20 protein-coding genes and 1 pseudogene are annotated in these 23,783 nt (G+C 73.3%); 13 read left to right on the top strand and 8 right to left on the bottom strand.

Going from position 1 to position 23,783, the window contains the following annotated elements; translation table 11 throughout:
• The first annotated feature begins 21 nt into the window (after positions 1-21).
• The 7 genes and pseudogenes from OHA72_RS58095 (at position 22) to OHA72_RS58065 (ending at position 6,848) form a co-directional block, all read left to right on the top strand.
• Positions 22-1,842, top strand: a complete 1,821-nt coding sequence (locus tag OHA72_RS58095) for a tetratricopeptide repeat protein (RefSeq protein WP_327004658.1) — start codon at positions 22-24, stop codon at positions 1,840-1,842.
• Positions 1,839-2,381: a flavin reductase family protein gene (locus OHA72_RS58090; protein ID WP_327004657.1), complete on the top strand. Its 543-nt coding sequence runs from the start codon at positions 1,839-1,841 to the stop codon at positions 2,379-2,381. The genes OHA72_RS58095 and OHA72_RS58090 overlap by 4 nt, the downstream gene beginning before the upstream one ends.
• 38 nt (positions 2,382-2,419) lie before the next feature.
• Entirely contained in the window at positions 2,420-2,764 is a 345-nt protein-coding gene (locus tag OHA72_RS58085; RefSeq protein ID WP_327004656.1) for a YciI family protein, read from the top strand.
• Positions 2,765-2,805: 41 nt separating this feature from the next.
• Positions 2,806-3,966 carry an RNA polymerase sigma factor gene (locus OHA72_RS58080; protein ID WP_327011875.1) on the top strand — a complete coding sequence of 387 codons (1,161 nt, stop codon included), beginning with the start codon at positions 2,806-2,808 and terminating at the stop codon, positions 3,964-3,966.
• A gap of 109 nt (positions 3,967-4,075) precedes the next feature.
• Positions 4,076-4,558, top strand: a complete 483-nt coding sequence (locus OHA72_RS58075) for an Hsp20/alpha crystallin family protein (protein ID WP_327004655.1) — start codon at positions 4,076-4,078, stop codon at positions 4,556-4,558.
• A gap of 411 nt (positions 4,559-4,969) precedes the next feature.
• Positions 4,970-5,971: pseudogene (locus OHA72_RS65400) on the top strand (Hsp70 family protein); the annotation flags it as partial.
• Positions 5,972-6,452: 481 nt separating this feature from the next.
• The gene (locus OHA72_RS58065) at positions 6,453-6,848 is read left to right on the top strand and encodes a hypothetical protein (protein ID WP_327004653.1); all 396 of its coding nucleotides are present in this window, start codon (positions 6,453-6,455) and stop codon (positions 6,846-6,848) included.
• A 38-nt stretch (positions 6,849-6,886) separates the two neighbouring features.
• Here OHA72_RS58065 and OHA72_RS58060 read toward each other — a convergent pair whose 3' ends face one another.
• From OHA72_RS58060 to OHA72_RS58030, 7 genes are all read right to left on the bottom strand, one after another.
• On the bottom strand, positions 6,887-9,328 hold the full coding sequence (locus tag OHA72_RS58060; protein ID WP_327004652.1) for a glycoside hydrolase family 2 protein: 2,442 nt from the start codon (positions 9,326-9,328) through the stop codon (positions 6,887-6,889).
• 103 nt (positions 9,329-9,431) lie between these two features.
• Positions 9,432-10,508: a LacI family DNA-binding transcriptional regulator gene (locus OHA72_RS58055; protein ID WP_327004651.1), complete on the bottom strand. Its 1,077-nt coding sequence runs from the start codon at positions 10,506-10,508 to the stop codon at positions 9,432-9,434.
• Positions 10,509-10,644: 136 nt separating this feature from the next.
• Positions 10,645-11,337, bottom strand: a complete 693-nt coding sequence (locus OHA72_RS58050; protein WP_327004650.1) for a GNAT family N-acetyltransferase — start codon at positions 11,335-11,337, stop codon at positions 10,645-10,647.
• 13 nt (positions 11,338-11,350) lie between these two features.
• Positions 11,351-12,946 (bottom strand): dipeptide ABC transporter ATP-binding protein, encoded by a 1,596-nt coding sequence (locus OHA72_RS58045; protein ID WP_327004649.1) that lies wholly within the window; start codon positions 12,944-12,946, stop codon positions 11,351-11,353.
• Position 12,947: 1 nt separating this feature from the next.
• The gene (locus OHA72_RS58040) at positions 12,948-13,820 is read right to left on the bottom strand and encodes an ABC transporter permease (RefSeq protein WP_327004648.1); all 873 of its coding nucleotides are present in this window, start codon (positions 13,818-13,820) and stop codon (positions 12,948-12,950) included.
• Positions 13,821-13,826: 6 nt separating this feature from the next.
• Positions 13,827-14,747: an ABC transporter permease gene (locus OHA72_RS58035; RefSeq protein WP_327004647.1), complete on the bottom strand. Its 921-nt coding sequence runs from the start codon at positions 14,745-14,747 to the stop codon at positions 13,827-13,829.
• Positions 14,748-14,749: 2 nt separating this feature from the next.
• Positions 14,750-16,384, bottom strand: a complete 1,635-nt coding sequence (locus OHA72_RS58030; RefSeq protein WP_327004646.1) for an ABC transporter substrate-binding protein — start codon at positions 16,382-16,384, stop codon at positions 14,750-14,752.
• Positions 16,385-16,626: 242 nt separating this feature from the next.
• Between OHA72_RS58030 and OHA72_RS58025 the strand changes: the two genes are divergently transcribed.
• The 6 genes from OHA72_RS58025 to OHA72_RS58000 are packed head-to-tail and all read left to right on the top strand — an operon-like array spanning position 16,627 to position 22,926.
• The gene (locus OHA72_RS58025) at positions 16,627-17,202 is read left to right on the top strand and encodes a glutathione S-transferase family protein (protein WP_327004645.1); all 576 of its coding nucleotides are present in this window, start codon (positions 16,627-16,629) and stop codon (positions 17,200-17,202) included.
• Positions 17,199-18,365, top strand: coding sequence for an LLM class flavin-dependent oxidoreductase (locus tag OHA72_RS58020; RefSeq protein ID WP_327004644.1), 1,167 nt, complete (start codon positions 17,199-17,201; stop codon positions 18,363-18,365). The genes OHA72_RS58025 and OHA72_RS58020 overlap by 4 nt, the downstream gene beginning before the upstream one ends.
• Positions 18,362-19,699 (top strand): NtaA/DmoA family FMN-dependent monooxygenase, encoded by a 1,338-nt coding sequence (locus OHA72_RS58015; RefSeq protein WP_327004643.1) that lies wholly within the window; start codon positions 18,362-18,364, stop codon positions 19,697-19,699. Before OHA72_RS58020 ends, OHA72_RS58015 begins: the two co-directional genes overlap by 4 nt.
• The gene (locus tag OHA72_RS58010; RefSeq protein WP_442788449.1) at positions 19,692-20,774 is read left to right on the top strand and encodes an LLM class flavin-dependent oxidoreductase; all 1,083 of its coding nucleotides are present in this window, start codon (positions 19,692-19,694) and stop codon (positions 20,772-20,774) included. The genes OHA72_RS58015 and OHA72_RS58010 overlap by 8 nt, the downstream gene beginning before the upstream one ends.
• The gene (locus tag OHA72_RS58005; RefSeq protein ID WP_327004641.1) at positions 20,771-21,811 is read left to right on the top strand and encodes an LLM class flavin-dependent oxidoreductase; all 1,041 of its coding nucleotides are present in this window, start codon (positions 20,771-20,773) and stop codon (positions 21,809-21,811) included. The genes OHA72_RS58010 and OHA72_RS58005 overlap by 4 nt, the downstream gene beginning before the upstream one ends.
• A complete protein-coding gene (locus OHA72_RS58000; protein ID WP_327004640.1) occupies positions 21,808-22,926 on the top strand; it encodes an MsnO8 family LLM class oxidoreductase in 1,119 nt (372 codons plus the stop codon). The genes OHA72_RS58005 and OHA72_RS58000 overlap by 4 nt, the downstream gene beginning before the upstream one ends.
• Here OHA72_RS58000 and OHA72_RS57995 read toward each other — a convergent pair.
• The gene (locus OHA72_RS57995; RefSeq protein WP_327004639.1) at positions 22,923-23,768 is read right to left on the bottom strand and encodes a sulfite exporter TauE/SafE family protein; all 846 of its coding nucleotides are present in this window, start codon (positions 23,766-23,768) and stop codon (positions 22,923-22,925) included. The genes OHA72_RS58000 and OHA72_RS57995 overlap by 4 nt on opposite strands.
• Between the last annotated feature and the right edge of the window lie 15 nt (positions 23,769-23,783).

The raw sequence follows: 23,783 nt of genomic DNA, 5'->3' as shown, positions 1-23,783 counted from the left end.
GCAAGCCCTTGAGGAGTCGTCATGTCACCAACCTTGTCCACAGTGGACGCCCATCGGCGCCTGCGGGGCCCGTTCACCGCCGCCGGCACCCTGCTGCGGCAGATCGTCCCCGGCCTGCTGCGCACCCATCCGGAGCTGGTGCGGGCGCACGACATCGAGATCCTCGCCGCGGCGCCGGAGCTCGCGACGCTGCTGACATGCGAGCGGGAGACCCTCACGTCACAGGCGTCACCCGAGTCGCGGACCCGGTACTACCCGTACGCCCGGACCGTCCAGATCGGACACGGGCTCGTCGACCTGCTGCAGGCCGTGCTCGCCGACCTCGGCCCCCGCACGCTCGTCGTCACGCACGCCGGCGAGGCCGACCGCACCGACGCCGAGTGGCTCGCCCTGCTGGCCCGCCGCGTCGACCCCGCCCTGCTCGCCATCGTGCACGGTGCCGCAGCGCACGGCGCGCCGACCGGCGACCCGGCGCGGTCCTATGTGGACGGCGACTGCGTCAGCGACGACCCGGTCCTCCTCGCCGCCTACGCCGCGCTTGACCCGGCGGAGCGGGCGCTGCTGCACGACCGGCGCGCCGACGAACTGCTGACACTGGGGGAGCCGTTGCTGCGGCTCGGCGCCGTCTGTCACCACCGCGAGCACGGCAGCGACCCGTGCGGCGCCGGTGTCGCCGCGCTCAGCGACGCCCTCGGCGACTGCATCCTCGCCGGGCACTACGACGCGGTCCTCGACCTCGGCCGGCGCTGCCTCGACCTCGCCGACTGGACCACCCAGCCGGAGGCGTGCTGGCTCGCCACCGTGAAGATGACGATCGCGCTGTCCACGATGGGCCGCGCCGACGAGGCGATGGCCCTCTACGACGAGGCGTGCGCCCGCTCGACCTCACCGAGCGTCCACATGCAGGCGGCATACGGCCGCGCGATGCTGTACACCCGCTACTTCGGCGAGGCCCGCCGCGACCTGCGCAAGGCCAGCGCCTGGGTCAACACCGCCGTGTCGCTGGCGTCGCTGCTGCCGCAGGACCGGCGCCGCGCCTACAACCTCACGTTCAACGAGAACGGCCGCGCCCTCATCGCCATGCACCTCGGCGATCCGGCCGAGGCGATGCGCCTCATCGACGCCGGCATCGAACGCATGCAGGCCACATTCACCGACGGCGAGCGGGACCTGCACCTGTCGGTGCTGCGGTACAACCGGGCGCAGCTCATCGCCCGCGCCGCACCGGCCGACGGGGTGTTGGAGTACACCGCCGTCATCGGCCTGGACCCACACCACCCCGACTACTACGCCGAGCGCGCCGGGCTGCTGCGCCGCCTCGGGCGGTTCGCCGAGGCGCTCGCCGACTACGACGCCGCGATCGCCAACGGGCTGCCCGACGTCGAACCGCACTACAACCGCGGCGACCTGTACGCCGAGCTCGGCGACCTCGACGCCGCCCTCGCCGACTTCGACCGGGTCCTCGACCTCGAACCGGACTTCCTCCCCGCCTACGTCAACCGGGCGGCGCTGCGGTACGAGGTCGGCGACGCCGCCGGTGCCCGCGCCGACGTGGCCGCGGGCCTGGACCTGGAACCGGGCCAGCCGCACCTGCTGTGCACCCGTGGCATGCTCGCCGCCGACACCGGCGACCTCGCCGCGGCCGTCGCCGACTACCGGGCCGCGCTGCTCGCGGAGCCGGACCTCGCGGGCGCGTGGACGAACCTCGGCGCGGCCGTGTTCGAGCTCGGCGACGCCGCGGAGGCGGTCCGCTGCTTCGACCGCGCCCTCGCCATCGAGGACGACCCGATCGCCCGCGCGAACCGCGCCGCCGCCCTGTCGGTCGCTGCGGTGGCGGGATGACCGCCGTCGACGTCCGCCCGGCCGGCCGGGGGACCAGGGCGCCGGAGGAGTTCCGGGCGGTGGCAGGGCGGCTCCCCACGGGGGTGACGGTCGTCGCCGTCCGTACCGGCGACATCAGCCACGCCATGACGGTCAACAGTTTCACGACGGTGTCGCTGGAGCCTCCGCTGGTCCTGTTCTGTGTGCGGCGCTCCAGCCGGACGGCGGCGCTGCTGCCGGTCGCGGGCGCGTTCGCCGTGACCGTGCTGCCCGCCGGCGCGGGCGCGGTGTCGAAGGCGTTCGCCGACCCGTCCCGCCCGCCGGGGCTCGGCGACACCGGCTGGACGCCCGGACCCGGCACCGGCAGCCCCGTGCTCGACTGCGGGCTGGCGTACTTCGACTGCACACTGGAGACCGTGTACGTGGCCGGCGACCACGACGTGTGCGTCGGGCGGGTCCGCGCGTTCGACGCGATCGGCACGGGCGCGCCGCTGGTGTTCGCCGGCGGCAGGTACCGGGAACTGTCGAAATCCGTGCCACCCGGAACGTCGTACAGGTAGACGGGCACGACACGGGCCCCGGACGAATGGGACGGACGATGGCGAAGTACCTGATTCTCATCTACGGCGACGAGCAGCGCTGGGACGCCGAGACCGAGCAGGAGCTGCGGGCGAAGGATGAGGGCCACCGGGCGTTCAACGCCGCGGCCGGCGCCCGCGTCCTCGGTGGGCAGGAGCTGGAGGCGTCCAGCACCGCCACCACGCTGCGCGGGGGCGGCCTGATCACCGACGGGCCGTTCCTGGAGTCGAAGGAGGCCCTCGGCGGGTTCTACGTGATCGAGGCGGCAGACCTCGACGCCGCCATCGCCCTCGCCGGGCTGCTGCCGGAGCTGTCCAGCGGCCACGGCGGCGTCGAGATCCGGCCGATCGTGGACCACGGGTGAGCGACGCCGTCGCCGAGGCGCACCGGCGCGAGTGGGCCCGCGTGCTCGCCGCGACGGTGCGCCTCACCCGCGACCTCGACCTCGCCGAGGAGTGCGTCCAGGACGCGTACGCGCAGGCCCTGCGCGCATGGCCGGTCGACGGCGTCCCGGCCCGCCCCGGCGCGTGGCTCACCACCGTCGCGCGCAACCGCGCCCTGGACGTGCTGCGCCGCGAGTCCGCGCTGCGGCGGGCGCTGCCGCTGCTGGTCACCGAGGAGACCACGCCCGGTCCTGGGGAGGACGACGACCGGCTCCGGCTCGTCTTCACCTGCTGCCACCCGGCGCTGTCGCGGGAGGCGCAGGTCGCGCTGACGCTGCGGCTGGTGTGCGGGCTGTCGACCGCCGAGGTGGCTCGGGCGTTCCTGGTGCCGGAGGCGACGATGGCGGCCCGGGTCACCCGCGCGAAGCGGAAGATCAGCGCCGCGCGGATCCCGTACCGGGTGCCGTCGCCGGACGAACTGCCCTCGCGGCTCGGCCCGGTGCTCGAGGTCGTGCACCTCGTCTTCACCACCGGCCACGCCGCGCCGGTGGGGGAGCGCCTGGTCCGGCAGGACCTGGTCGACGGCGCCCTCGGCCTGGGCCGCATGCTGCGGCTGCTGCTGCCGAACGACGCCGAGGTCGCCGCGCTGCTGGCCCTGATGCTGCTGATCGACGCCCGTCGCGACACCCGCAGCACCGCCGGGGGCCGGTTGCTGCTGCTGTCCGAGCAGGACCGCACCCGGTGGGACGCCCGGCAGATCCGGGAGGGCGCCGACCTGCTGACCGCGGCGCTGCGCCGGCGGGAGCCGACCCGCTACGCGGTGGAGGCCGCGATCGCCGCCGTCCACGCCGAGGCGCCCTCGTGGGAGGCGACGGACTGGCCGCAGATCGTCGCCCTGTACGACGTGCTCCTGCGCCTCTGGCCGTCGCCGGTCGTCGCCCTGAACCACGCCGTCGCGATCGGGCTGCGCGACGGCCCCGCCGCGGGCCTGGCAGCCCTCGACCCGCTGCTCGACGAGCCGGCGCTCGCCGCGTACGCCTACCTCAGCGCGGCCCGCGCCGACTTCCTGCGACGGCTCGGACGCCTGCCCGAGGCGGCCGACGCGTACACGGAGGCCCTCGCCCTGTGCGGCAACGACGCGGAGCGGGAATTCCTGGCCGGGCGGCTTGCGGAGGTCACTTGAACGATCTCGCCGGGGAGTCCTGTCATCGGTTCGAGAGCTGGCACTCGCCGAGCGAGAGTGCTAACGCAGCCGATCGAAGAGCCTGAAGTCTTTCGGAGGTGTTTTCACCATGCCTGTGATGCGATGGGACCCGTTCACCGCCCTCGCCCGTCTCGACGACGAGTTCGACTCCGTCGTCCGCCGCACGTTCGGCACCGCCGCGCACCAGTTCGTGCCGCCGGTCGAGATGGCCACCGACGGCGCCGACGTGCTCATCACCCTGGAGGTGCCCGGCGTCGACCCGGCCGACGTCGACATCGAGGTCGCCGACCGCCTGCTGACGGTCAGCGGCGAGCGCAAGGACCGCTGGGAGGACCGCCGCGGCAAGATGCTGGTCCGCGAGGTCCGCTACGGCGCGTTCCGCCGCACGTTCCAGCTGCCCGACGGGGTGACCGCCGACCAGGTCGAGGCGGAGTCCGACAACGGCATGCTCCGCCTGCGGATCCGCAACGTCACCAAGCCGGTCCTGCCGCCGCAGAAGGTCACCGTCCGCGCCGCCGACGCCGGCCAGCAGCGCAAGACGATCGAGGCCACCCCACCGAAGCAGTCCTGACGGCAGCCCGGCCCGGGGGTGCCGTCGCAGGCATCCCCCCGGTCACCCGGAAGCCCACCATCACCTCGCGTTGGGCGCGCGGACCACGGGGTAGCCGTGGCCACACCGCCCATCGACCCCGAGGAGCATTCGTGAGCGACCCGGAGGCACGCAAGGACATCCCACACGCCCCGGCATCGCCGGCCCGTCCGGCGCTCGACCCGCCGCGTGAACGTGGTTCGCGGGAGCCGGCACCCGTCGCGGGCCCCGGCGGCCCGCCCGTGCCAAGCGATCCGACCCCGCCGCGACGCCGGCCGTGACGCTTCGGCGCCTGCCGTGATGCCGGCGGCGGCGTAGGCGGTTGCCGTCCGGCGGGCAGCGGCTGCGGACGGGCCGATCGGAGGGTCTTCGCGCCGGGCCGGGCGCCATACAGTGACACTCGTGGCTGCGCGAGGGCACCGGCTCGGGATCGATTTCGGCACGTCCAACACCGTCGCGGCACTGGCCGCCCCGGACGGGCGGGTCCGCCCGCTGCTGTTCGACGGCTCGCCGCTGCTGCCGTCGGCGGTCTTCGCCGCCGCAGGCGGCGGGCTTCTCGTCGGCGCGGACGCGCTGCGCGCCGCGGTCGGGTCGCCCGCCGGGCTGGAGGCCAACCCGAAGCGGCGGATCGACGACGGCACCGTCTGGCTCGGCGAGCGGGAGGTCCCGGTCGCCGAGCTCGTCGCCGCCGTGCTGGCCCGGGTCGGTGCGGAGGCCGGCCGGGTCGCGGGCCGCAGCGCCGACGAGGTCGTGCTGACCCACCCCGCGACGTGGCAGCGGCAGCGGCTGGGCATCCTGACGGAGGCCGCGGACCGGGCGGAGCTGGGGCCGGTGCGGTTCGTCGCCGAGCCCGTCGCCGCGGCCGGGTATTTCGCCGCGATCACGGAGCACCGGGTCCGTGCCGGCGCGTCGATCGTGGTGTATGACTTCGGCGCCGGCACCTTCGACGTCAGCGTGGTCCGTCCGACGGCCGGCGGCTTCGAGGTCGTCGCCTCCGACGGCCTGTCCGACGTCGGCGGCCTGGACCTGGACGCCGCGGTGGTCCGCCACGCCCGCACCGTCACCGGCGACGACGCCGCGGCCTGGCAGCGGCTGGACTGGCCGCAGACCGCCGCCGACCAGCTGGCCCGGCACAGCCTGTGGGCCGGTGCCCGGGCCGTGAAGGAGCAGCTGTCCAGGCATCCCAGCGGCGATCTGCACCTGCCGCTGGTCGACCGGGCGATCCACCTGACCCGGGACGAGTTCGAGGGTGCCGCGCGCATCCACCTGGACCGCACCGCGGAGCTGACCAGGGCCGTGCTGCGCACCGCCGGCGTTCCACCGGAGGACGTCGCCGGCGTGTTCCTCGTCGGGGGCTCGTCCCGCATTCCACTGGCCGCGACGCTGCTGCACCGCGCGCTGCGGATCGCCCCGACCGTCATCGACCAGCCCGAGCTGGTCGTCGCCGAAGGCGCCCTGCACACCGAGGCCACGCCGTCCGCCGTTGCCTCCGCACCGTCCGCCGCTGCCCCCGCGCCGTCCGTCGCTGTCCCCGAGCCGTCCGCCGCCGTCTCCGCACCGGTCGCTGTCGTTCCCGCTCCGCCCGCTGCTGTGCCCGCGCCGTCCGCCGGCGTCTCCGCGCCGTCCGCCGGCGTCTCCGCGCCGGCGGCCACGGTCGCCGCGCCGTCCGGTGCCGGCTCCGCGCCGGCCCAGCGGCTTGCGCCGGGCCCGCCTGCCGCGCCGCTCCCCGGATGGCGTCGCGTCCGCTGCTCGGCCGCCCGGCGTACCGCTGGTGCCGCCGCCCACCCCGCCGGCAACGGTGCCGCCGGCCGCGACCGCCGGGCCGCCGCCGCAGGTACGGGCGACGGCGCCACGGGCGGCGCGCGGCAATGGGCGCGTGGCCGGCACGTTGCTTGCCGCCGCCGGGCTGCTGGTGTACCTGTTCGGGCTGGTCGGCTCCATGGTCGTTGCCAGCAGCGGCAGCTTCATCAACGAGCAGGGGTTTCAGGGGAACGAGGAGATCGCCGCGCTGATGGTGCTGGCCGTCTCGCCGGGCGGGGTCATGATCGCCCTTGGCACGGCGGTCGCCGCCCGGGGCCGTGCCCACCGGTGGCGGGTGGCCGGCTGGGCGGCGGCGGCGCTGCTGCTGCTCGCGGCGCCGCTCGGCTGGGTCGGCCACTGGGACGACGGTGGCCAGGGCGGGCTGATCCCGGCGCCGATCGCCCCCGCCATCGTCTGCCTGCTCGTCGCGGCGGTCGCCGTGTCGCGCAGGCCAGCCCCCGGAGCCGGCTGACCGCATCCGGGCGGCGCCTCGTTCCGGGGGCGGTGCGGTCAGCGGGTTGTCAGGTCGTTGGCGGTGCGCAGGGCGGGTGCGGTGCGCCAGGCAGGGTCGTCCGCGGCCGGGAGCGCGGCGCCGGTGACCCGCAGCGTCACCGACTCGCCGGGCAGGAGCGTGACGAGCTGCTCGTCGACGGTCGCCGCCGGGTCGAGGCGGTCCGCGAACAGGGTCAGGTCACGCACGAACGTGCGGGCGGTCACCTCGACCAGCGCGCCGTCCGCGGTGGGGTGGACCACGACGTCCGTCGCCGCCGTCGGGTAGTGCAGGTCGATGTCTTCGGCGAAGTACCAGGCCGTGCGGTCTGGGCCGCCGTCGACGACGATCAGCTCGCGGCTGGGGTCGTCGGGTGTGGTGACCTCGGGCGGCAGCGGCAGGGTCAGTGTCCCGCCGGCCGGCACGTCGATGGTGATGGTGGTCTTCGCGCGGGGGTCGCCGTTGAAGGTGATGCGGCGGACGTCGATTTCTGTGTGCCAGGGGGTGGTGGTGTCGTTGACGGCGATGAGGGTGGGGACACCGTTGCGGGGTTGGATGGTGAGGAGGTGTTCGGTGTAGGCGTGGCGGAGGGCGTACCAGAGGGGTTTGCGGCGGCCGTCGCCGTCGATGGTGGACCAGGAGGTGACGGGCCAGTTGTCGTTGAGTTGCCACAGGATGGTGCCCATGCAGTGGGGGCGGAGGGAGCGGAAGTGGGTGATGCCGAAGGTGATGGCGCGGGCTTGGTTGAGTTGGGTGGTCCAGTGCCAGTCGTCGAACCCGGCCGGTGCGGGGAGGTGGCCGGTGAGGCCGCGGGCGAGTTTGGTGTTGCCGTCGGCGGCTTTCTGGTGGTGCAGGACTCCGGGTGACGTCGGCGTCAACGGCTCGTCCGAGACGGCCCGGCGTAGCGTGGCGAACACCGGTGGGGCCTGGAATCCGAATTCGGCGAGGAACCGGGGCCGGTAGGTGGCGTAGTGCCGGTAGTCGTGGGTGTTCCAGACGTCCCAGATGTGGGTGGTGCCGTGTGCCGGGTCGTTCGGGTGTAGCGAGGGGGTTCCGGAGTAGGGGCTGCCGGGCCAGTACGGGCGGGTCGGGTCGACGGCGGCGACGATGCCGGGTAGGAGGTTCAGGTAGTAGCCGGCGCCCCAGGTGCGGCCGGCGAGGGGTTCCTGCCAGTTCCAGTCCTCATGTCCCCAGAGGTTTTCGTTGTTGCCGACCCACATGACCAGGCTGGGGTGTGGCATCAGTCGCAGCACCTGCTCGTGGGCTTCGGCGGCGACCTCGGAGCCGAGGGGTTCTTCTTCGGGGTAGGCGGCGCAGGCGAAGAGGAAGTCCTGGCCGATGAGGAGGCCGTGTTCGTCGGCGAGGTCGTAGAAGTCGTCGCTTTCGTATCGGCCGCCGCCCCAGACCCGCAGGTAGTTGACGCCTGCGTCGAGGGCCTGCCCGATGCGGGTGGCGTAGCGGGCGCGGTCGACGCGGGTGACGAACGCGTCGTCGGGGATCCAGTTGACGCCCCGCACGAAGATCGGCACGCCGTTGACGATGAGGGTGAACGCGGTGCCGTCAGCGTCTGCGGTGGTGTCCAGCACCACGGTCCGGAACCCGATCCGCCGCTGCCACGTGTCCAGCAGGCCACCGTCCGAGGAGGCCAGGGACACGGTCAGGTCATACCGGTCGGGAGCGCCGAACCCTCGCGGCCACCACAACCGCACCGACGGCACCCGCACCCGCACCGTCGCCTCGGTCTCGCCCGCGGGGATCGTGGCCGTCGCGGTGACGCCGGCGACCGTGGCGGTGAGCGTCAGCGGGTCGTCGCCGGCGCGTTCGACCGTGACGTGCACGTCGGCCACGCCGTCGCCGCCGTCGACGGTGACCAGCGGCCGGACCTCCGCCAGCCGCGCCCGCGACCACTCCTGCAGGCCGATCCGCTGCCAGATCCCGGCGGTGACGAGGGTCGGGCCCCAGTCCCAGCCGAAGTTCGACGCCATCTTCCGGATGTACTGGAACGGCTCGTCATACGCGTTCGGCCGCTCACCCACCGCGTCCCGCACCGCCAACGCATACTCGTACGCCGAATCGAACCGCACCTCAAGACGGTTCCCGGTGGGACGGAGCACCTCACGCACGTCGAACCGGTACCCACGATGCATGTTCGCCGTCCGGCCCAGCTCCACCCCGTTGAGCGTCACCGTCGCCACCGTGTCCAGACCATCAGCGACGAGATCCACCCGGTCACCGGACACGTCCTCGGCGTCGAACGTCGTCTCGTACACCCACGTCGTCCGGCCGATCCACGCCAGTTCAAGCTCGTTCGCGTCCACGTACGGATCGGGGATCAGGCCGGCGGCGAGCAGATCGGTGTGCACACAGCCCGGCACCGTCGCCGGGACAGGCTCGGCACCCAGCGGGGCAGGACCCGCCGCGCGCAGGGTCCACCCGGAATGCAGTGGGCGCAGGACAGGCATGTGTGCTCCCTCGATCACAACCCGCACTGAAGCGGATAAGTAGCGGAAGCATGACCTTAGGATGCAGATGTTAAGAGTGTCAACAATAGTGAGCTGAAGCGCGTCAGGCGGTGCGGGCGGCGCGCAGCGGCCGGGTCGACTGGCGAGCCGTCAGCGTCCCCGGCTGCAGCGTGACGTGGCTGATCCCGCCGCCGTTGATCGTCACGAGGAGGGCCCGCGCGGCGAGCTCCGCCTGGTGCGCCGGGGTCTGCTGCACGGCGGTGATCGCCGGGACGGTGATCTGGCACAGGTCCGAGTCGTCCCAGGCGACGACCGACACGTCCTCCGGCACGGACAGGCCCATCTCGTGCGCGACCTTCAGCGACGCGGCGGCCATCACGTCGTTGTCGAACACGACCGCGGTCGGCGGCTCGGCGCCGCTCATCAGCTCCCGCATCGCCCGCATGCCGTCCACCGCGCTGTAGTTGGTGTAGACGACGCGGTACAGCGCGCGGTCGAGGCCGGCGTGGTCGAGGGCGTCCAGGTAGGCGGCGTCGCGTTGCCCGGTGTGGAACAGCTCCTCGGTGCCGGCGACCCGGGCGATCGTGCGGTGCCCGAGGGCCCGCAGGTAGCCGACGATGGCGCGGGCGGTGCCGGCGACGTCGGCGTCGACGGTGCTGCAGCCGTCGAGCCCGGGCTTGCCGCCGATGACGGCCGCGGGCAGGCCGATCTCGACGAGGGCGTCCAGCCGCGGGTCGTCCTTGCGCAGGTCGGTGAGGATCACGCCGTCGACGTGCCGGCCGGCCCACCATTTGCGGTACACGTCGATGGTGTCGTCGATCCGGTCGACGAGGTGCAGGACCAGGGCGATGTCGTTGCGGTTGAGCTCGGCCTCGACCCCGCTGAGCATCTGCGTGAACCAGGAGTCGACGATCATCACCCGCGGCGGGCGGACCAGCACGAGGCCGACGGCGTTGGCCCTGGCGGTGCCCAGGGACCGGGCGGCGATGTTGGGGGCCCAGCCGAGGTCCCGGGCGGCGGCGAGGACCCGCGCCCGGGTCTGCTCGGACACGCCGGGGCGGTTGTTGAGCGCATAGGAGACCGCGGCCTCGGACACCCCGGCGTGGACGGCGACCTGGCGGATCGTGACCCGGGCCTGGCCGGCCGCCTCTGCGCCGGTGTCCTTCGCTGCTGCGGCCACCTGTGCTCCCCGGCTGGTCTCTCAGTGCACTGCACGTGAGGGTACATCCCCGGTCGCGGTCGCAGCGGCGGCAGCTCCAGATGCTCCCGGAGCGTGGTGCCCTCGTACGCGGTGCGGTGCACGCCGCGCTCCCGCGTCAGGTCGGACCTCCCACGAGCGACGGGACCCGCACCGCGCGGAACGTGGTGCGGCGGCGCAGCTCGAAGCCGATCGACTCGTACAGGCGGATCGCGTTGGTGTTCGTCGCGGCCGCGTGCAGGAACGGGTGCTCGCCGCGGGCGCGGATGCCGTGCGCGACGGCCCGCACGAGCCGGGTGGCGAGGCCCTGACCGCGGTGGGCGGCGTCGGTGCACACCGCGGAGATCTCGGTCCAGCCGGGAGGGTGCAGCCGCTCACCGGCGAGGGCGATGAGCCTGCCGTCGCGGCGGATCCCGAGGTACGTGCCGAGCTCGATCGTGCGCCGCCGGTACGGCCCGGGCTGGGTGCGTTCGACGAGGTCGAGGATCTCCGGCACGTCGGCGGCGGTCAGCTCGACGGCCTCCGGGTCCGGCCGGGCATCGAGGGAGACGTCGAGCAGCTGGACGCCGCCGGCCTCCATGACCACCTCCCAGTGCTCCGGTGGGGCCGGTGCGGTGCCGGTGATGGTGACGACCTCGCCGGCGCCGGCGAGCGCGGCCACATCGGCCCAGACGGCCGGGCCGGCGCCGGGCGCGACGGTGATGAACGGGGCGACGTCGGTCTGGTAGCGCGCGGCGTCACCGACCCGCTCGGCGAAGCGCCGGTGCGGGCCGCCGAGCGCGGCCCACACCGGGTTGTCGAGGATGTGCATCTGATCCCTCCGGTCAGGCGGTGAGGACGGGAAGGGCGGCGAGCAGGGTTTGCGTGTACGGGTGTTCGGGCCGGGCGAAGACGTCCTCGACCGGGCCGTGCTCGACGAGCCTGCCGTCGTGCATGACGAGGACCCGGTCCGCCAGGTGGTGGATGACGCCGAGGTCATGGGAGATGAACAGCAGCGCGGTGCCGTCGGCGGCGCGCAGGTCGGCGAGGAGGTCGAGGACCTGCGCCTGGACCGACACGTCGAGCGCGGACACCGGCTCGTCGCAGACGAGGACGTCGGGGCGGGGTCCGACGGCGCGGGCGATCGCGACCCGCTGCCGCTGCCCGCCGGACAGCTCCCGCGGGTGGCGGCGCAGGTGCGCGGCGCCGAGCCCGACGCGTTCCAGCAGCTCCACGACCCGGTCCCGGCGGGCGGCGCCGCGCAGGTCCAGGGGTTCCGCGACGAGCTGCTCCACGGTGTACCGCGGGTCGAACGAGCTGAGCGGGTCCTGCGAGACGACCTGGAGCCGGCGCCGGTGCGGGCGCCGCCGCCGTTCGGGGACGCCGGTCCACGGTGTCTGTCCGAGGTGGACGGTGCCGCCGTCGGGTTCGAGGAGGCCCAGCGCGATGCGGGCGACAGTCGTCTTGCCCGACCCTGATTCGCCGACGACGCCGAGGATCTCGCCGCGGGCGAGGGTGAAGCTGACGTCGTCGACGGCGTGCCGGGCGCCGAAGTGCTTGTGGAGGCCGTCGGCGCGCAGGACGGTCTGCCCCGGGTCGACGGCGGGTGCCGGCAGCGGCTCGCGGGTCGCGGTGCTGAGCCGGTGCCCGCGCGACGCGGCGGTCGGCACTGCGGCGAGGAGCATCCGGGTGTAGTCGTGCTGCGGCGCGGTGAGGATCTGCGACGTCGGGCCCTGCTCGACGATGACGCCGTCGCGCATGACGAGGACCCGGTCGGCGATGCCGGCGACGACGGCCAGGTCGTGGCTGACGAGCAGCAGCGTCGAGCCCGCCGCGCGGCGCTCCGCGAGCAGGCGCAGCAGCTGCGCCTGGACGGTCACGTCGAGGGCGGTGGTGGGTTCGTCGGCGATGAGCAGCGGCGGGTCGGCGGCGATCGCCGAGGCGATCAGGGCGCGCTGGCGCAGCCCGCCGGACAGCTGATGCGGATACTGGCGGGCGCGTTCCGCGGGCTCCGGCACGTGCACCGCGTCCAGCAGCGCGGCGATCTGGGCGTCGCGGGTGGCGGCGGAGCCGACGCGGTGGGTGCGCAGCACCTCGCCGATCTCCTGCCCGACGGTGTTGAGCGGGTCGAGGGAGACCAGGGCGTCCTGCAGGACCAGCCCGGCGACCCGGCCGCGGAGCCGGCGCCAGTCCCGGTCGGTGTAGCCGGTGGTGTCGCGGCCGTCGACGACGAGCGCGGACGCCCGCACGTCGGCGCCGGGGCCGGCGAGGCCGACGAGGCTGCGGGCGGTGACGCTCTTGCCCGAGCCGCTCTCCCCGACGATCGCGACGCACTCGCCGCGCTGGACGGTGAAGCTGATGCCGCGTACGGCGTGGACCGGCCCGGGGAACGTGACGTGCAGGTCGGTGACGGTGACGAGCGGGGCGGTGTCGGTGCTCACGTCAGCGCCTTCCCTCGAAGCGGCGCTGGAGCCGCCGGCCGACGGCGGTCAGCGAGATGACGGTGACGGTGAGGGTCGCGCCGGGCAGGATCGCGGCCCACCACGCGACGCGCAGATAGTTGCGGCTCTCGGCGAGCATCGCGCCCCACTCCGGCGACGGTGGCTGCGGTCCCATGCCGAGGAACGACAGGGCGGACGCGTTGACGATGGCGCTGCCCAGGCCGATGGTGGCGAGGATCGGCAGCGGGCCCAGGACGTTGGGCAGGACGTGCCGCCACACCAGGCGGGCTCTGGAGAAGCCGAACGTGACGGCCTGTTCGACGTAACCCGATCGGCGCACCAGCAGCGTCTGGGCGCGCACGATCCGGCCGTACCGGGGCGCGAACGCCAACGCGATGGCCATGATGAGACTCGGGGTGCCCGGCTCGGTGAACGCGATGAACAGCAGCGCCAGCAGCACCTCCGGGAAGGAGGACAGCACGTCGAGGGCGCGGCTGAGCACCTCGTCGACCACGCGGGGCGACAGCCCGGCGAGCAGGCCGAGCAGCCCACCGGCGAGCACCGACAGCAGGGTCGCGGCGACGCCGATGCTCAGGGAGTACCGGGCGCCGTGCACGACCCGGGTGAAGACGTCGCGGCCGAGCTGGTCGGTGCCGAACCAGTGCGCTGCGCTGGGCGCCTCCAGGCTGGCGAACGGGTCGGCGGCCAGGGGATCGGTGCCCGTCAGCAGTTTCGGGGCGACGGCGGCGACGCCGACGAGCAGCAGCACCAGCGAAGCGGCCACGAGCCCCGGCGCGAGGGCCCGGCCGCGCGACGGCGACTCGGTGGCCACCGCGGCCGGCGCGGTGGCCTGTGAGGGCAAGGCGATCGACATGAGGGGTCAGCCTTTCCGCAGGCGCGGGTCGATGAGCAGGTACGCCAGGTCGGCCAGGGTGCTCAGCGCCACGTAGATGGCGGCGGCCAGCATGACCACGGCGAGCACCACGGGGATGTCCTTGTTGCTGACCGCTTCCGTGGCGACCTCACCGAGGCCGGGCCGGCCGAAGACCCGCTCGACGATGACGGCGGCGCTGAGCAGGAACCCGATCAGCGTCCCGGCGAGGGTGACCGCCGGCAGCAGCGCGTGGCGCAGGGCGTGCCGCCACAGCAGCGCGAACCGGGTCAGCCCGCGGGCCCGGGCGGTCACCGCGAACGGCTCGTCCAGCGCCCGTTCGAGGCCTTCGCGGATGACCTGGCTGAGCAGCCCGCCGATCGGCAGCGCCAGAGCCACCGCGGGCAGCACGAGCGCGGAGACGTCCCGGTCGCCGGAGACCGGGAACCAGCCGAGCTGGAAGGAGAAGACGCTCAGCAGCAGGATGCCGATGAGGAACCCGGGCGCGGACACGATGGACAGTTCCAGGCCGGAGACCAGGCCGCGCAGCCACTTCGCGCGGCCGGCGGTGAGAATCGCGAGGCCGACCGCGATGACGGCGCTGAACGCGGTCGCGAGGAGGGTCAGTTTCACCGTCGGCCAGATCTGGCTGCCGATGACGTCGATGACGGGGCGTTGCAGCACGTAGGAGCGGCCGAAGTCGCCGTGCAGCAGCCGCCACAGGTAGTCGGCGTACTGCACCACCGCCGGCCGGTCGAGGCCGAGGTCCCGGGCGATCTGGGCGCGGATCTGCGGGGTGTCCGGGCCGTCGCCGACGAGGGTGTCGACGGTGTCGCCCGGGGCGAGGCGCAGCGCGAGGTAGGCCGCGGAGGCGGCGGCCCAGAGGACCACCGCCCCACTGCCGAGCCGCCGCAGGATCGGCTTCAGCATCGCTACTTGCCGATCCACACGTTGTAGGCGCTGCCGGGCACGCCCGCGGTCGGCTCGAAGCCCACCCCGCCGACCTTCTTCTGCGACGCGACCTGGTCCGCCGGCGCGTACAGCGGCAGCAGGACCGCCTGGTCGGTGAAGACCTTCTGCACGGTCGAGTACGCGGCCCTGCGCCTGGCCTGGTCGCTGGTGGCCTGCGCCTCGACGACCAGCTTCTCCAGCTCGGGGTCGGTGAAGCCGTGCCGGTTGATCGGGGCGCCCTTCGGCACGATCAGGTTGAGCGCGGCGCCGGCCTCGGTGTCGGCGCGGGAGTTGTCGAAGACCTCGAACTCGTTCTTGGCGAGCGCGTCCGCGGCGGTGCCCTGGTCGACGACCTTGACCTGCAGGTCGATGCCGGCGGTCTGCTTCACCGCGGCCTGCACGGCCTGGGCGAGGATGTCGCGCTTGTCCCGCACGAACGGCGCCGACAGCACGATCCGCGCGGTGAGCCGCTTGCCGTCCTTGGTGCGGAAGCCCTCGCTGTCCTTGGTGGCCCAGCCGGCCTCGTCGAGCAGGCCGTTGGCCCGGGTGGGGTTGTTGCCGTAGGTCTTCTCGACCGACGCCTCGTAGAACGGGCTGGACGGGCTCAGGATGCTCCACGCCCGGGTCGCGGTGCCGCGGTACACGCCCTGCAGGACCGCGTCGACGTCGACCGCGTCGCGGAACGCCTTGCGGACCCGGATGTCGTCGAACGGCGCGTGCGTCTGGTTGAAGTAGAGGTTGTAGGAGGTGCCGCTGTTGAGCTGCTTGGCGAAGTTCAGGTTCGGGTCGCTCCTGACCAGTTCCTGCTCGGTGGCGGGCACGCCCTCGATCACGTCGACCTGGCCGGAGGTCAGCGCGCCGACGCGGACCGAGGACTCCTTGAGGAACCGGTAGGTGATCTCGTCGAGGTAGGCGGGGCCCTGGTGGCCGGCGTTGGCGGGCGCCCACGCGTAGGCCGGGTTCTTCTTGTAGTGGACCTCCTGGCCCTTGGTGTAGCGGTCCAGGATGAACGGCCCGGTGCCGGCGACGGACGGCCCGCCGGCCTTCAGATCGGGGCTCTTGAGCGACTTCGGCGACACCTGCGCGCCCTGCGGGGAGGCGAAGAAGTCCAGGACGAGCACGTCGGGCTGCTTGAGGTGCACGGCGAGGGTCAGCGGGTCGACGACCTGGGCGTCCTTGAAGTTCTTCAGCTGGGTCGTGGCGACGCTCGGGTTGTAGCCGGCGACCAGGAGCTGGTCGAGGTTGGCCTTGACGGCGGCGGCGTCGAACGTGTCGCCGTCGTGGAAGGTGACGCCGTCGCGGAGCTTGAACGTGTAGGTGAGCCCGTCGGCGGACGCCTCCCACGACGTGGCCAGCCAGGGCAGGTAGCCGCCCTTGTCGTCGTGGGTGAGCAGCGCCTCGAAGCTGTTCCACACCAGCAGGCGGGCCTTCGCCTGGGCGTACTGGTGCGGGTTGAAGGTGATCGGCTCGGTCTCGATCGCCCAGGTGAGCCTGCCGCCCTGGACGGGTGCGCCGTCGGCGGCGGGGTCCTCGGCGGCGGCGCCGTTGCACCCGCCGAGGAGCAGGGCCGCGACGGCGAGGGACGCGAGATATCTGGGCAAGGGGTATCTACGCATGGGACATCCTCAATGGGAGTTCGCGACCGGAGTTCGCGACCGGCGAACGCCGCCGTTGCGCCCTGCCGGCAGTCGCCGGCGGGTGGTCAGCGGCGTCTCGTCGGGCCAGTGCAGCAGTGGCTGTGCGTGACTGTCAACGGTCGATGGGCAGTCCTGTCGGCCATGTCACGTACCCCTGGATAATTTCATATCTTGCACGTAGGATTAGTCGGCTATCTAGCTCCGGATCCGCGGAGGACCGCATGCCGAAACTGCCGCGTTCAAGCCGTCTGGCCAGCCCCGTTGACACGACGGCCCATGGCGAGTACCGCATTGCTCGACAGCCCGACGACCCCCGCCCGCTGTACCGTTTCTCCGGCCACGTGGTCGAGGACCCGCAACCGGGCCGTTACCACCTCTACGCGGGCTGGTTCTGCCCGTGGTCGCAGCGAGTGACGATCGCCCATGCCCTCGCCGGTCTCCGCGACGTCGTCACGGTGTCCTACGTCGACAACGCGCGCGACGGCCGCGGCTGGGCGTTCCGCGAGCGCTACGGCCCCGACCCGGTCAACGGCTTCACGCTGCTGCGCCAGGCGTACGAGGCGACCGAGGAGGGCTTCGACGGCCACGTCTCGGTCCCGACGCTGTGGGACCGCGCCACGGCCCGGGTGGTCAGCAACGACTTCAAGGGCATCGGCATCGACTTCGCCACCCGGTTCCGGCACGTGGCGACCCCCGTGATCCGCGACACGACCGACTTCACCACGTTCACCGCGCCCGGCAACGAGCTGCTCGACTGGAACGCTCCCGCGCGCCGTCCCGAAGGGATCCCGGCATGACTGGGAAGCTGCACCTGGCCGTCGCGCTGGACGGCGCCGGATGGCATCCAGCCGCCTGGCGGGATCCGTCGGCGTTGCCCGACGAGCTGTTCTCGCCGGGGTACTGGCTGCGTCTGGTTCGGCTCGCCGAGCGCGGCAACCTGGACTTCGTCACCATCGAGGACGCCCTCGGCCTGCAGTCCGGCCGCTACGACGGGCTCGACGGGCGGGCCGACCACGTCAAGGGCCGCCTCGACGCGCTGCTCATCGCGGCGCGGGTCGCCCCCGTCACCACCCACATCGGCCTGGTGCCGACGGTCACCGTCACCCACACCGAGCCGTTCCACGTCTCCACCCAGCTCGCCACCCTCGACCACCTGAGCACCGGCCGCGCAGGCTGGCGGGCCCAGGTGTCCGGCCGGCCCGCGGAGGCCGGGCACTTCGGCCGGCGCACCTTGCCCCCGTTCGACCTGGACCACCTCGACGAGCCCGCCACCCAGGCGCACATCGCGGAGCTGTTCGCCGAGGCCGCCGACCACATCGAGGTGGTCCGCCGGCTGTGGGACAGCTGGGAGGACGATGCCGAGATCCGCGACGTGGCCACCGGGCGGTTCATCGACCGGGACAAGCTGCACTACATCGACTTCACCGGGCGGCACTTCAGCGTCAAGGGCCCGTCGATCACGCCGCGACCGCCGCAGGGCCAGCCGGTCGTCACCGCGCTCGCCCACACCCGTGCCGGCTACGAGCTCGGCACCGACGTGCTGTACGTGACGCCGTCCAGCGTGGCGGACGCGGCCGGCATCGTCACCGAGGTCCGCTCGCTCGGCCCGCTCGGCCCGGCGAAGGTCTTCGCCGACGTCGTGGTGTTCCTCGACCCGGACCGCAAGGCCCGCCTCGACGCGCTGGACGGCGCGGAGTACACCAGCGACGCGTACGTCTACACCGGCGACGTCGCCGGCCTGGCCGAGCTGCTGTTGTCGTGGCGGGAGACCGGCATCGACGGGTTCCGGCTGCGCCCCGGCGCGCTGCCCGCGGACCTGTCGGCCATCGCCTACGACCTCGTGCCGCTGCTGCAGGCCGAGGGCGCCTTCCGCTCCGGTTACACCGCCACCACACTGCGCGGGCACCTCGGCCTGCCCGCCGCGCAGAACCGTTACGCCCGCACGGAGGTCACCGCATGACGCACCCGAAGAAGCAGGTCATCCTCGCGGCGCACTTCCCGGGCGTGAACAACACCACGGTATGGAGCGACCCGGCGGCCGGCAGCCAGATCGCGTTCGACTCGTTCCGGCGCTTCGCGCAGAGCGCCGAGCGCGGCAAGTTCGACTTCTTCTTCCTCGCCGAGGGGCTCCGGCTGCGCGAGCAGCGCGGCCGCATCCACGACCTGGACGTGGTCGGCAGGCCCGACGCGCTCACCGTCCTCGCCGGACTCGCCGCGGTCACCACCCACCTGGGGCTCACCGGCACCGTCAACGCCACCTTCAACGAGCCGTACGAGCTGGCCCGCAAGCTCGCCTCGCTGGACCACCTGTCCGGCGGCCGCGCCGGCTGGAACGTGGTCACCTCCTACGACGCGTTCACCGGCGAGAACTTCCGCCGCGGCGGCTACCTCGACCGCGCGGACCGGTACACCCGCGCCGCCGAGGTCCTGCACACCGCCCGCGAACTGTGGGACACCTGGCCGTCCGGCGAGGTCGTCGCCGATCGGGAGGCCGGGAGGTTCACCCGTACCGCGGACCCCGGCGAATTCGTCCACAGTGGACAACACGTCGACATCCGGGGCCACTTCACGGTGCCCCGCAGCCCGCAGGGCCGGCCGCTGATCATCCAGGCGGGCGACTCCGACCCGGGCCGCGAGTTCGCCGCCCGCGACGCCGACGCGATCTTCTCCCGGCACGGCACCCTCGAGTCCGGCAAGGCGTTCTACGCCGACGTCAAGGGCCGCATGGCCCGCCACGGCCGGCGACCCGACGAGCTGAAGATCCTGCCCGCCAGCACGTTCGTCCTCGGCTCCTCATTGGCCGACGCCGCTGAACGCGCGCACCACATCCGTCGGCAGCAGGTCAGCCCGCAGACTGCGATCCTGCTGCTGGAGCAGCTGTGGAACAAGGACCTCAGCGACCACGACCCCGACGGGCCGCTGCCGGCCTTCGACCCGGTCCTGGACGACGACTCCATCATCAAGGGCCGCACCCGGCTCTTCGACGACCCCCTCGCCACCGCCCGGCAGTGGCGCGCGACCGCGGAGGAGCAGGGGCTCGGCATCCGCGACCTCATCATCGAGGTGACCGGCCGCCAGACGTTCATCGGCACCCCATCGACCGTCGCGGCCACCATCGACGAGTTCGTGCAGGCCGACGCGGCCGACGGGTTCATCCTCGTGCCGCACCTGGTGCCCGGCGGCCTCGACGAGTTCGTCGACGGGGTCGTGCCGCTGCTGCAGGAGCGCGGGGTGTTCCGCACCGAGTACACCACCACGACGCTGCGCGGGCACCTCGGACTCGACGATGTCTGACGCGGTCTTTCACTGGTTTCTCCCGACCGGGGGCGACGACCACGCAGTGGGCGCCGGCACCCACGGCGGGATCATCGGCGCCCAGGACGCCACGCCGCTGCCGCGCTCGGCGACCCACCGGGCGCCGACCCTGGACTACCTGACGCAGATCGCCCGCGCCGCCGACCAGCTCGGCTACACGGGTGTGCTCACCCCGACCGGGGTGCACTGCGAGGACGCGTGGCTGACCACCGCCGCGCTGATCGCCGAGACGCGGCGGCTCAACTTCCTCGTCGCGTTCCGGCCGGGGCTGATCACCCCGGTGCTCGCGGCGCAGATGGCGGCCACGTTCCAGCGGCTGTCGGCGGGGCGGCTGCTGCTCAACGTCGTCATCGGCAGCAGCGCCGCCGAGCAGCGCGGCTACGGCGACCCCCTGGACCACGACGCCCGCTACGAACGGGCGGGGGAGTTCCTGGACATCGTGCGCGCCGCCTGGACCGGCGCACGGGTCGACCACGACGGCGTGTTCTATGAGATCGAGGGCGGGCTGCTGCGCGAGCCGCCACCGACGATCCCGACCGTGTACCTCGGCGGGTCGTCGCCGGCCGCGGTCCGGCTCGCCGCCCGGCACGCCGACGTGTACCTCACCTGGGGCGAACCCGTCGAGCAGGTCGCGGAGAAGGTCGAGAAGGTCCGTGCCGCCGCCGGCCGGCCGATCCGCTTCGGCATCCGGCTGCACGTCATCACCCGCGACACCGCCGACCGGGCCTGGGCCGACGCGGAGCGGCTCATCGCCGGTGTCGACGACGACACGATCCGGCAGCGGCAGGAGAGCCTGCGCAGCCTCGACTCCGTCGGCCAGCGCCGCATGCTCGACCTGCACGGCGGCGACCGCGACCGGCTGGTCGTGGCACCCAACCTGTGGGCCGGCATCGGCCTGGTCCGCGGCGGCGCCGGCACCGCACTCGTCGGCAGCCACGCCGAGGTCGCCGCCCGCATCGACGAATACCGCGCGGTCGGCATCGAGGAGTTCATCCTGTCCGGCTACCCGCACCTGGAAGAGGCGTACACGTTCGCTGAAGGGGTCCTGCGTTGAAGTTCCTCGCCATCACCCTGATCGTCACCGACGGCAGGAAACCCGCCCGCGAACGGCTGCGGGAGGTCGTCGACAACGCGGTCCTCGCCGAGGAGCTCGGCTTCGACGGCTTCGGCGTCGGTGAACGCCACGAGCGGCCCTTCATCTCCTCCTCGCCGCCGGTCGTGCTCAGCCACATCGCGGCCCGCACCAGCATCATCCGGTTGTTCACCGCCGTGACGACGCTGAGCCTGCTGGACCCGGTCCGCGCGTTCGAGGACTACTCCACCTTGGACAACCTGTCCGGCGGGCGCCTCGAACTCATCGTCGGCAAGGGCAACGGCGCCGCGCAGGCGAAACTGTTCCACGTCACCGCCGAGGACCAGTGGGACCGCAACCGCGAGGGCTACGAGCTGTTCACCCGCCTGTGGCGCGAGGACAAGGTCACCTGGTCGGGCAGGTTCCGCCCGTCGCTGGAGGACGCCGAGGCGTGGCCGCGGCCGCTGCAGCCGCGGATTCGCATCTGGCACGGCAGCGCCACCAGCAAGGCCTCCGTCGAGCTGGCCGCCCTGCACGGCGACCCGCTCTTCTCCGCCAACGTCACCAACCCGGTCGAGCCCTACGCGGAACTCGTCGCGTACTACCGCGAACGGCTCGCCTTCCACGGCCACGACGCGTCCACGGCGCTCGTCGGCGCCGGCTCCGCCGGGACGTACGTGGCCGAACGGTCCCAGGACGCGACCGACGTGTACCGGCCGATCTTCAACAAGCGCCTGGAGCTGTTCAAGCGCGTCGGCGTCGAGCCGGTGTTCCACACCCTCGAGGACGCGATCGAACGCAGCTCGATCCTCGTCGGCAGCCCGCAGCAGATCATCGACAAGGTTCACCGGTATCACGCCCGGCTCGGCCACGAGGTCATGCACGTGCAGGCCGATGCCGACGGGCTCACCGACAAACAGCACCGCGGCTCCCTGGAGCTCTTCCAGGCCGAGGTCGCCCCCGTGCTGCGCCGTGAGATCCCCAGTCGCCCGTTCCCATCCTTGGCGGTGCCGTCATGACCGTTCCACTGTCCGTCCTCGACCTGGCCCCGCTGAGCTCCGGCAGCGACGCGGGCGCCGCCCTGCGCAACACGATCGACCTCGCCAGGCACGCCGAGTCGTTCGGCTATCAGCGGTACTGGGTCGCCGAGCACCACTTCGCGCCCGGCGTCGCCAGCGCCGCACCGGCGGTGCTCATCGGCCTCATCGCGGCGGCCACCGACCGGATCCGGGTCGGGTCCGGCGCCGTCCAGGTCGGCCACCAGACGGCCCTGTCGGTGGTGGAGCAGTTCGGGCTCCTCGACGCGGTCCACCCCGGCCGGTTCGACCTCGGCCTCGGCCGCTCGGGGCAGCGGCGCACGGAGGCCCTGGCCGCGCTGTCCACGCCGCCACCGGCGCCGGCGCCGGCCCGGGTCGTCGACGGGCTGCTCATCCCGCCGGCGTTCGACTTCGGGAAACTGGTCGTGCAGCCGCGCTTCGCGCTGTTCGCGGAGCTGCTGCAGCAGCCGGGGGCGACGGCGCCGGACTTCGCCCAGGTCGTCGACGACATCCAGGCGTTCATCGCCGGCACCTACACCCGCGGCGACCTCGACGTGCACGTCACGCCCGGCGAGGGCGCGAAGGTCGAGCTGTGGATCCTCGGCTCCAGCGCCGGGCAGAGCGCGACCGTCGCGGGGGAGCGGGGGCTGCCGTTCGCCGCCAACTACCACGTCGCGCCGGCGACCGTGCTGGAGGCGGTGGAGGCGTACCGGGCCGCGTTCCGCCCGTCCGTGGTGCTGGACCGCCCGTACGTGCTCGTCTCCGCCGACGTCGTCGTCGCACCCGACGAGGCGCAGGCGCGGCATCTCGCGTCGCCGTACCGGCACTGGGTCCGCAGCATCCGCACCGGCGCCGGCGCCATCCCCTTCCCGACGCCGGCCGAGGCCGCCGCGGCGCCGTGGACCGACGAGGACCAGGCCCTCGTCCAGGACCGCCTCGACACCCAGTTCGTCGGCGACCCGGCCGCCGTCGCATCGCGGCTGGAGACGCTGCGGCGGGTCACCGGCGCGGACGAGCTCCTGGTCACCACCATCACCCACGACCACGCCGACCGGGTGCGCTCCTTCGAGCTGCTCGCCAAGGAGTGGGCCGGCTAACCGGCCGCCCGCACGAGCAGCCAGGCGGCGAGGCCGAAACCCATGACGGCGACGGCGGTGCGCAGCACGCGCGGGTCGAGGCGGCGGGTGACGGCGGGGCCGAGCGCGCCGCCGATGCCTGAGCCGACGGCGAGCGGGACGACGGCCCACCAGGCGACGTCGGCGAGGACCGCGAACATGACCGCGGGCATGACGCCGGCGCAGGCGGTGAGGGCGTTCTTCACGGCGTTGGCGCGGACCAGGTCCGGGTCGACGAGCAGCAGCACGATGGCGAGGGTGAGGATGCCGGCCCCGGCGCCGAAGTAGCCGCTGTAGACGCAGACCGCGCACAGCGCCACCGCGGCGACGACCATCCGCCAGGTCTCGACGGGGCGCCACGTCGCGACGGGGCGTCCCGTCGCCAGCCGGCTCCGGGACCCGGCCGCCGCTGTGCCCGCGGCGGCGGCCGCCGGGGCGGAGGTCTTGTCCACCGCGGGCCGCACCAGCACCAGCACGGCGGCGGACGCGATCAGGAACGGCACGATCCACGCGAACACTCCCGGCGGGGTGACCAGCAGCAGGACGGCCCCGGCGGTGCCGCCGGCCACCGCGACCAGGGCCCACCCCGGCAGTCGCTGCCGGTGGACCCGCAGCTCCTCCCGGGACGCCGCCGACGACGCGACCGCACCGCTGATGACCGCCACGGTGTTGGACACGTTCGCCTGCAACGGGTTCAGCCCGGCGGCGAGCAGCGCCGGATAGGTGACGAGCGACGCGATCCCGCCCGCCGTGCCGACCACCCCGCCGAGGATGCCCGCCAGGACGAGGAACGCGATCTGCACCGGTCCGACAGTAGTTGACATCGACGACATCCATAC

The organism is Dactylosporangium sp. NBC_01737, assembly GCF_035963215.1.
GTDB lineage: Bacteria > Actinomycetota > Actinomycetes > Mycobacteriales > Micromonosporaceae > Dactylosporangium.
Note: the sequence above shows the minus strand (reverse complement) of the source record. Positions and strands in the feature narration are given on the sequence as shown.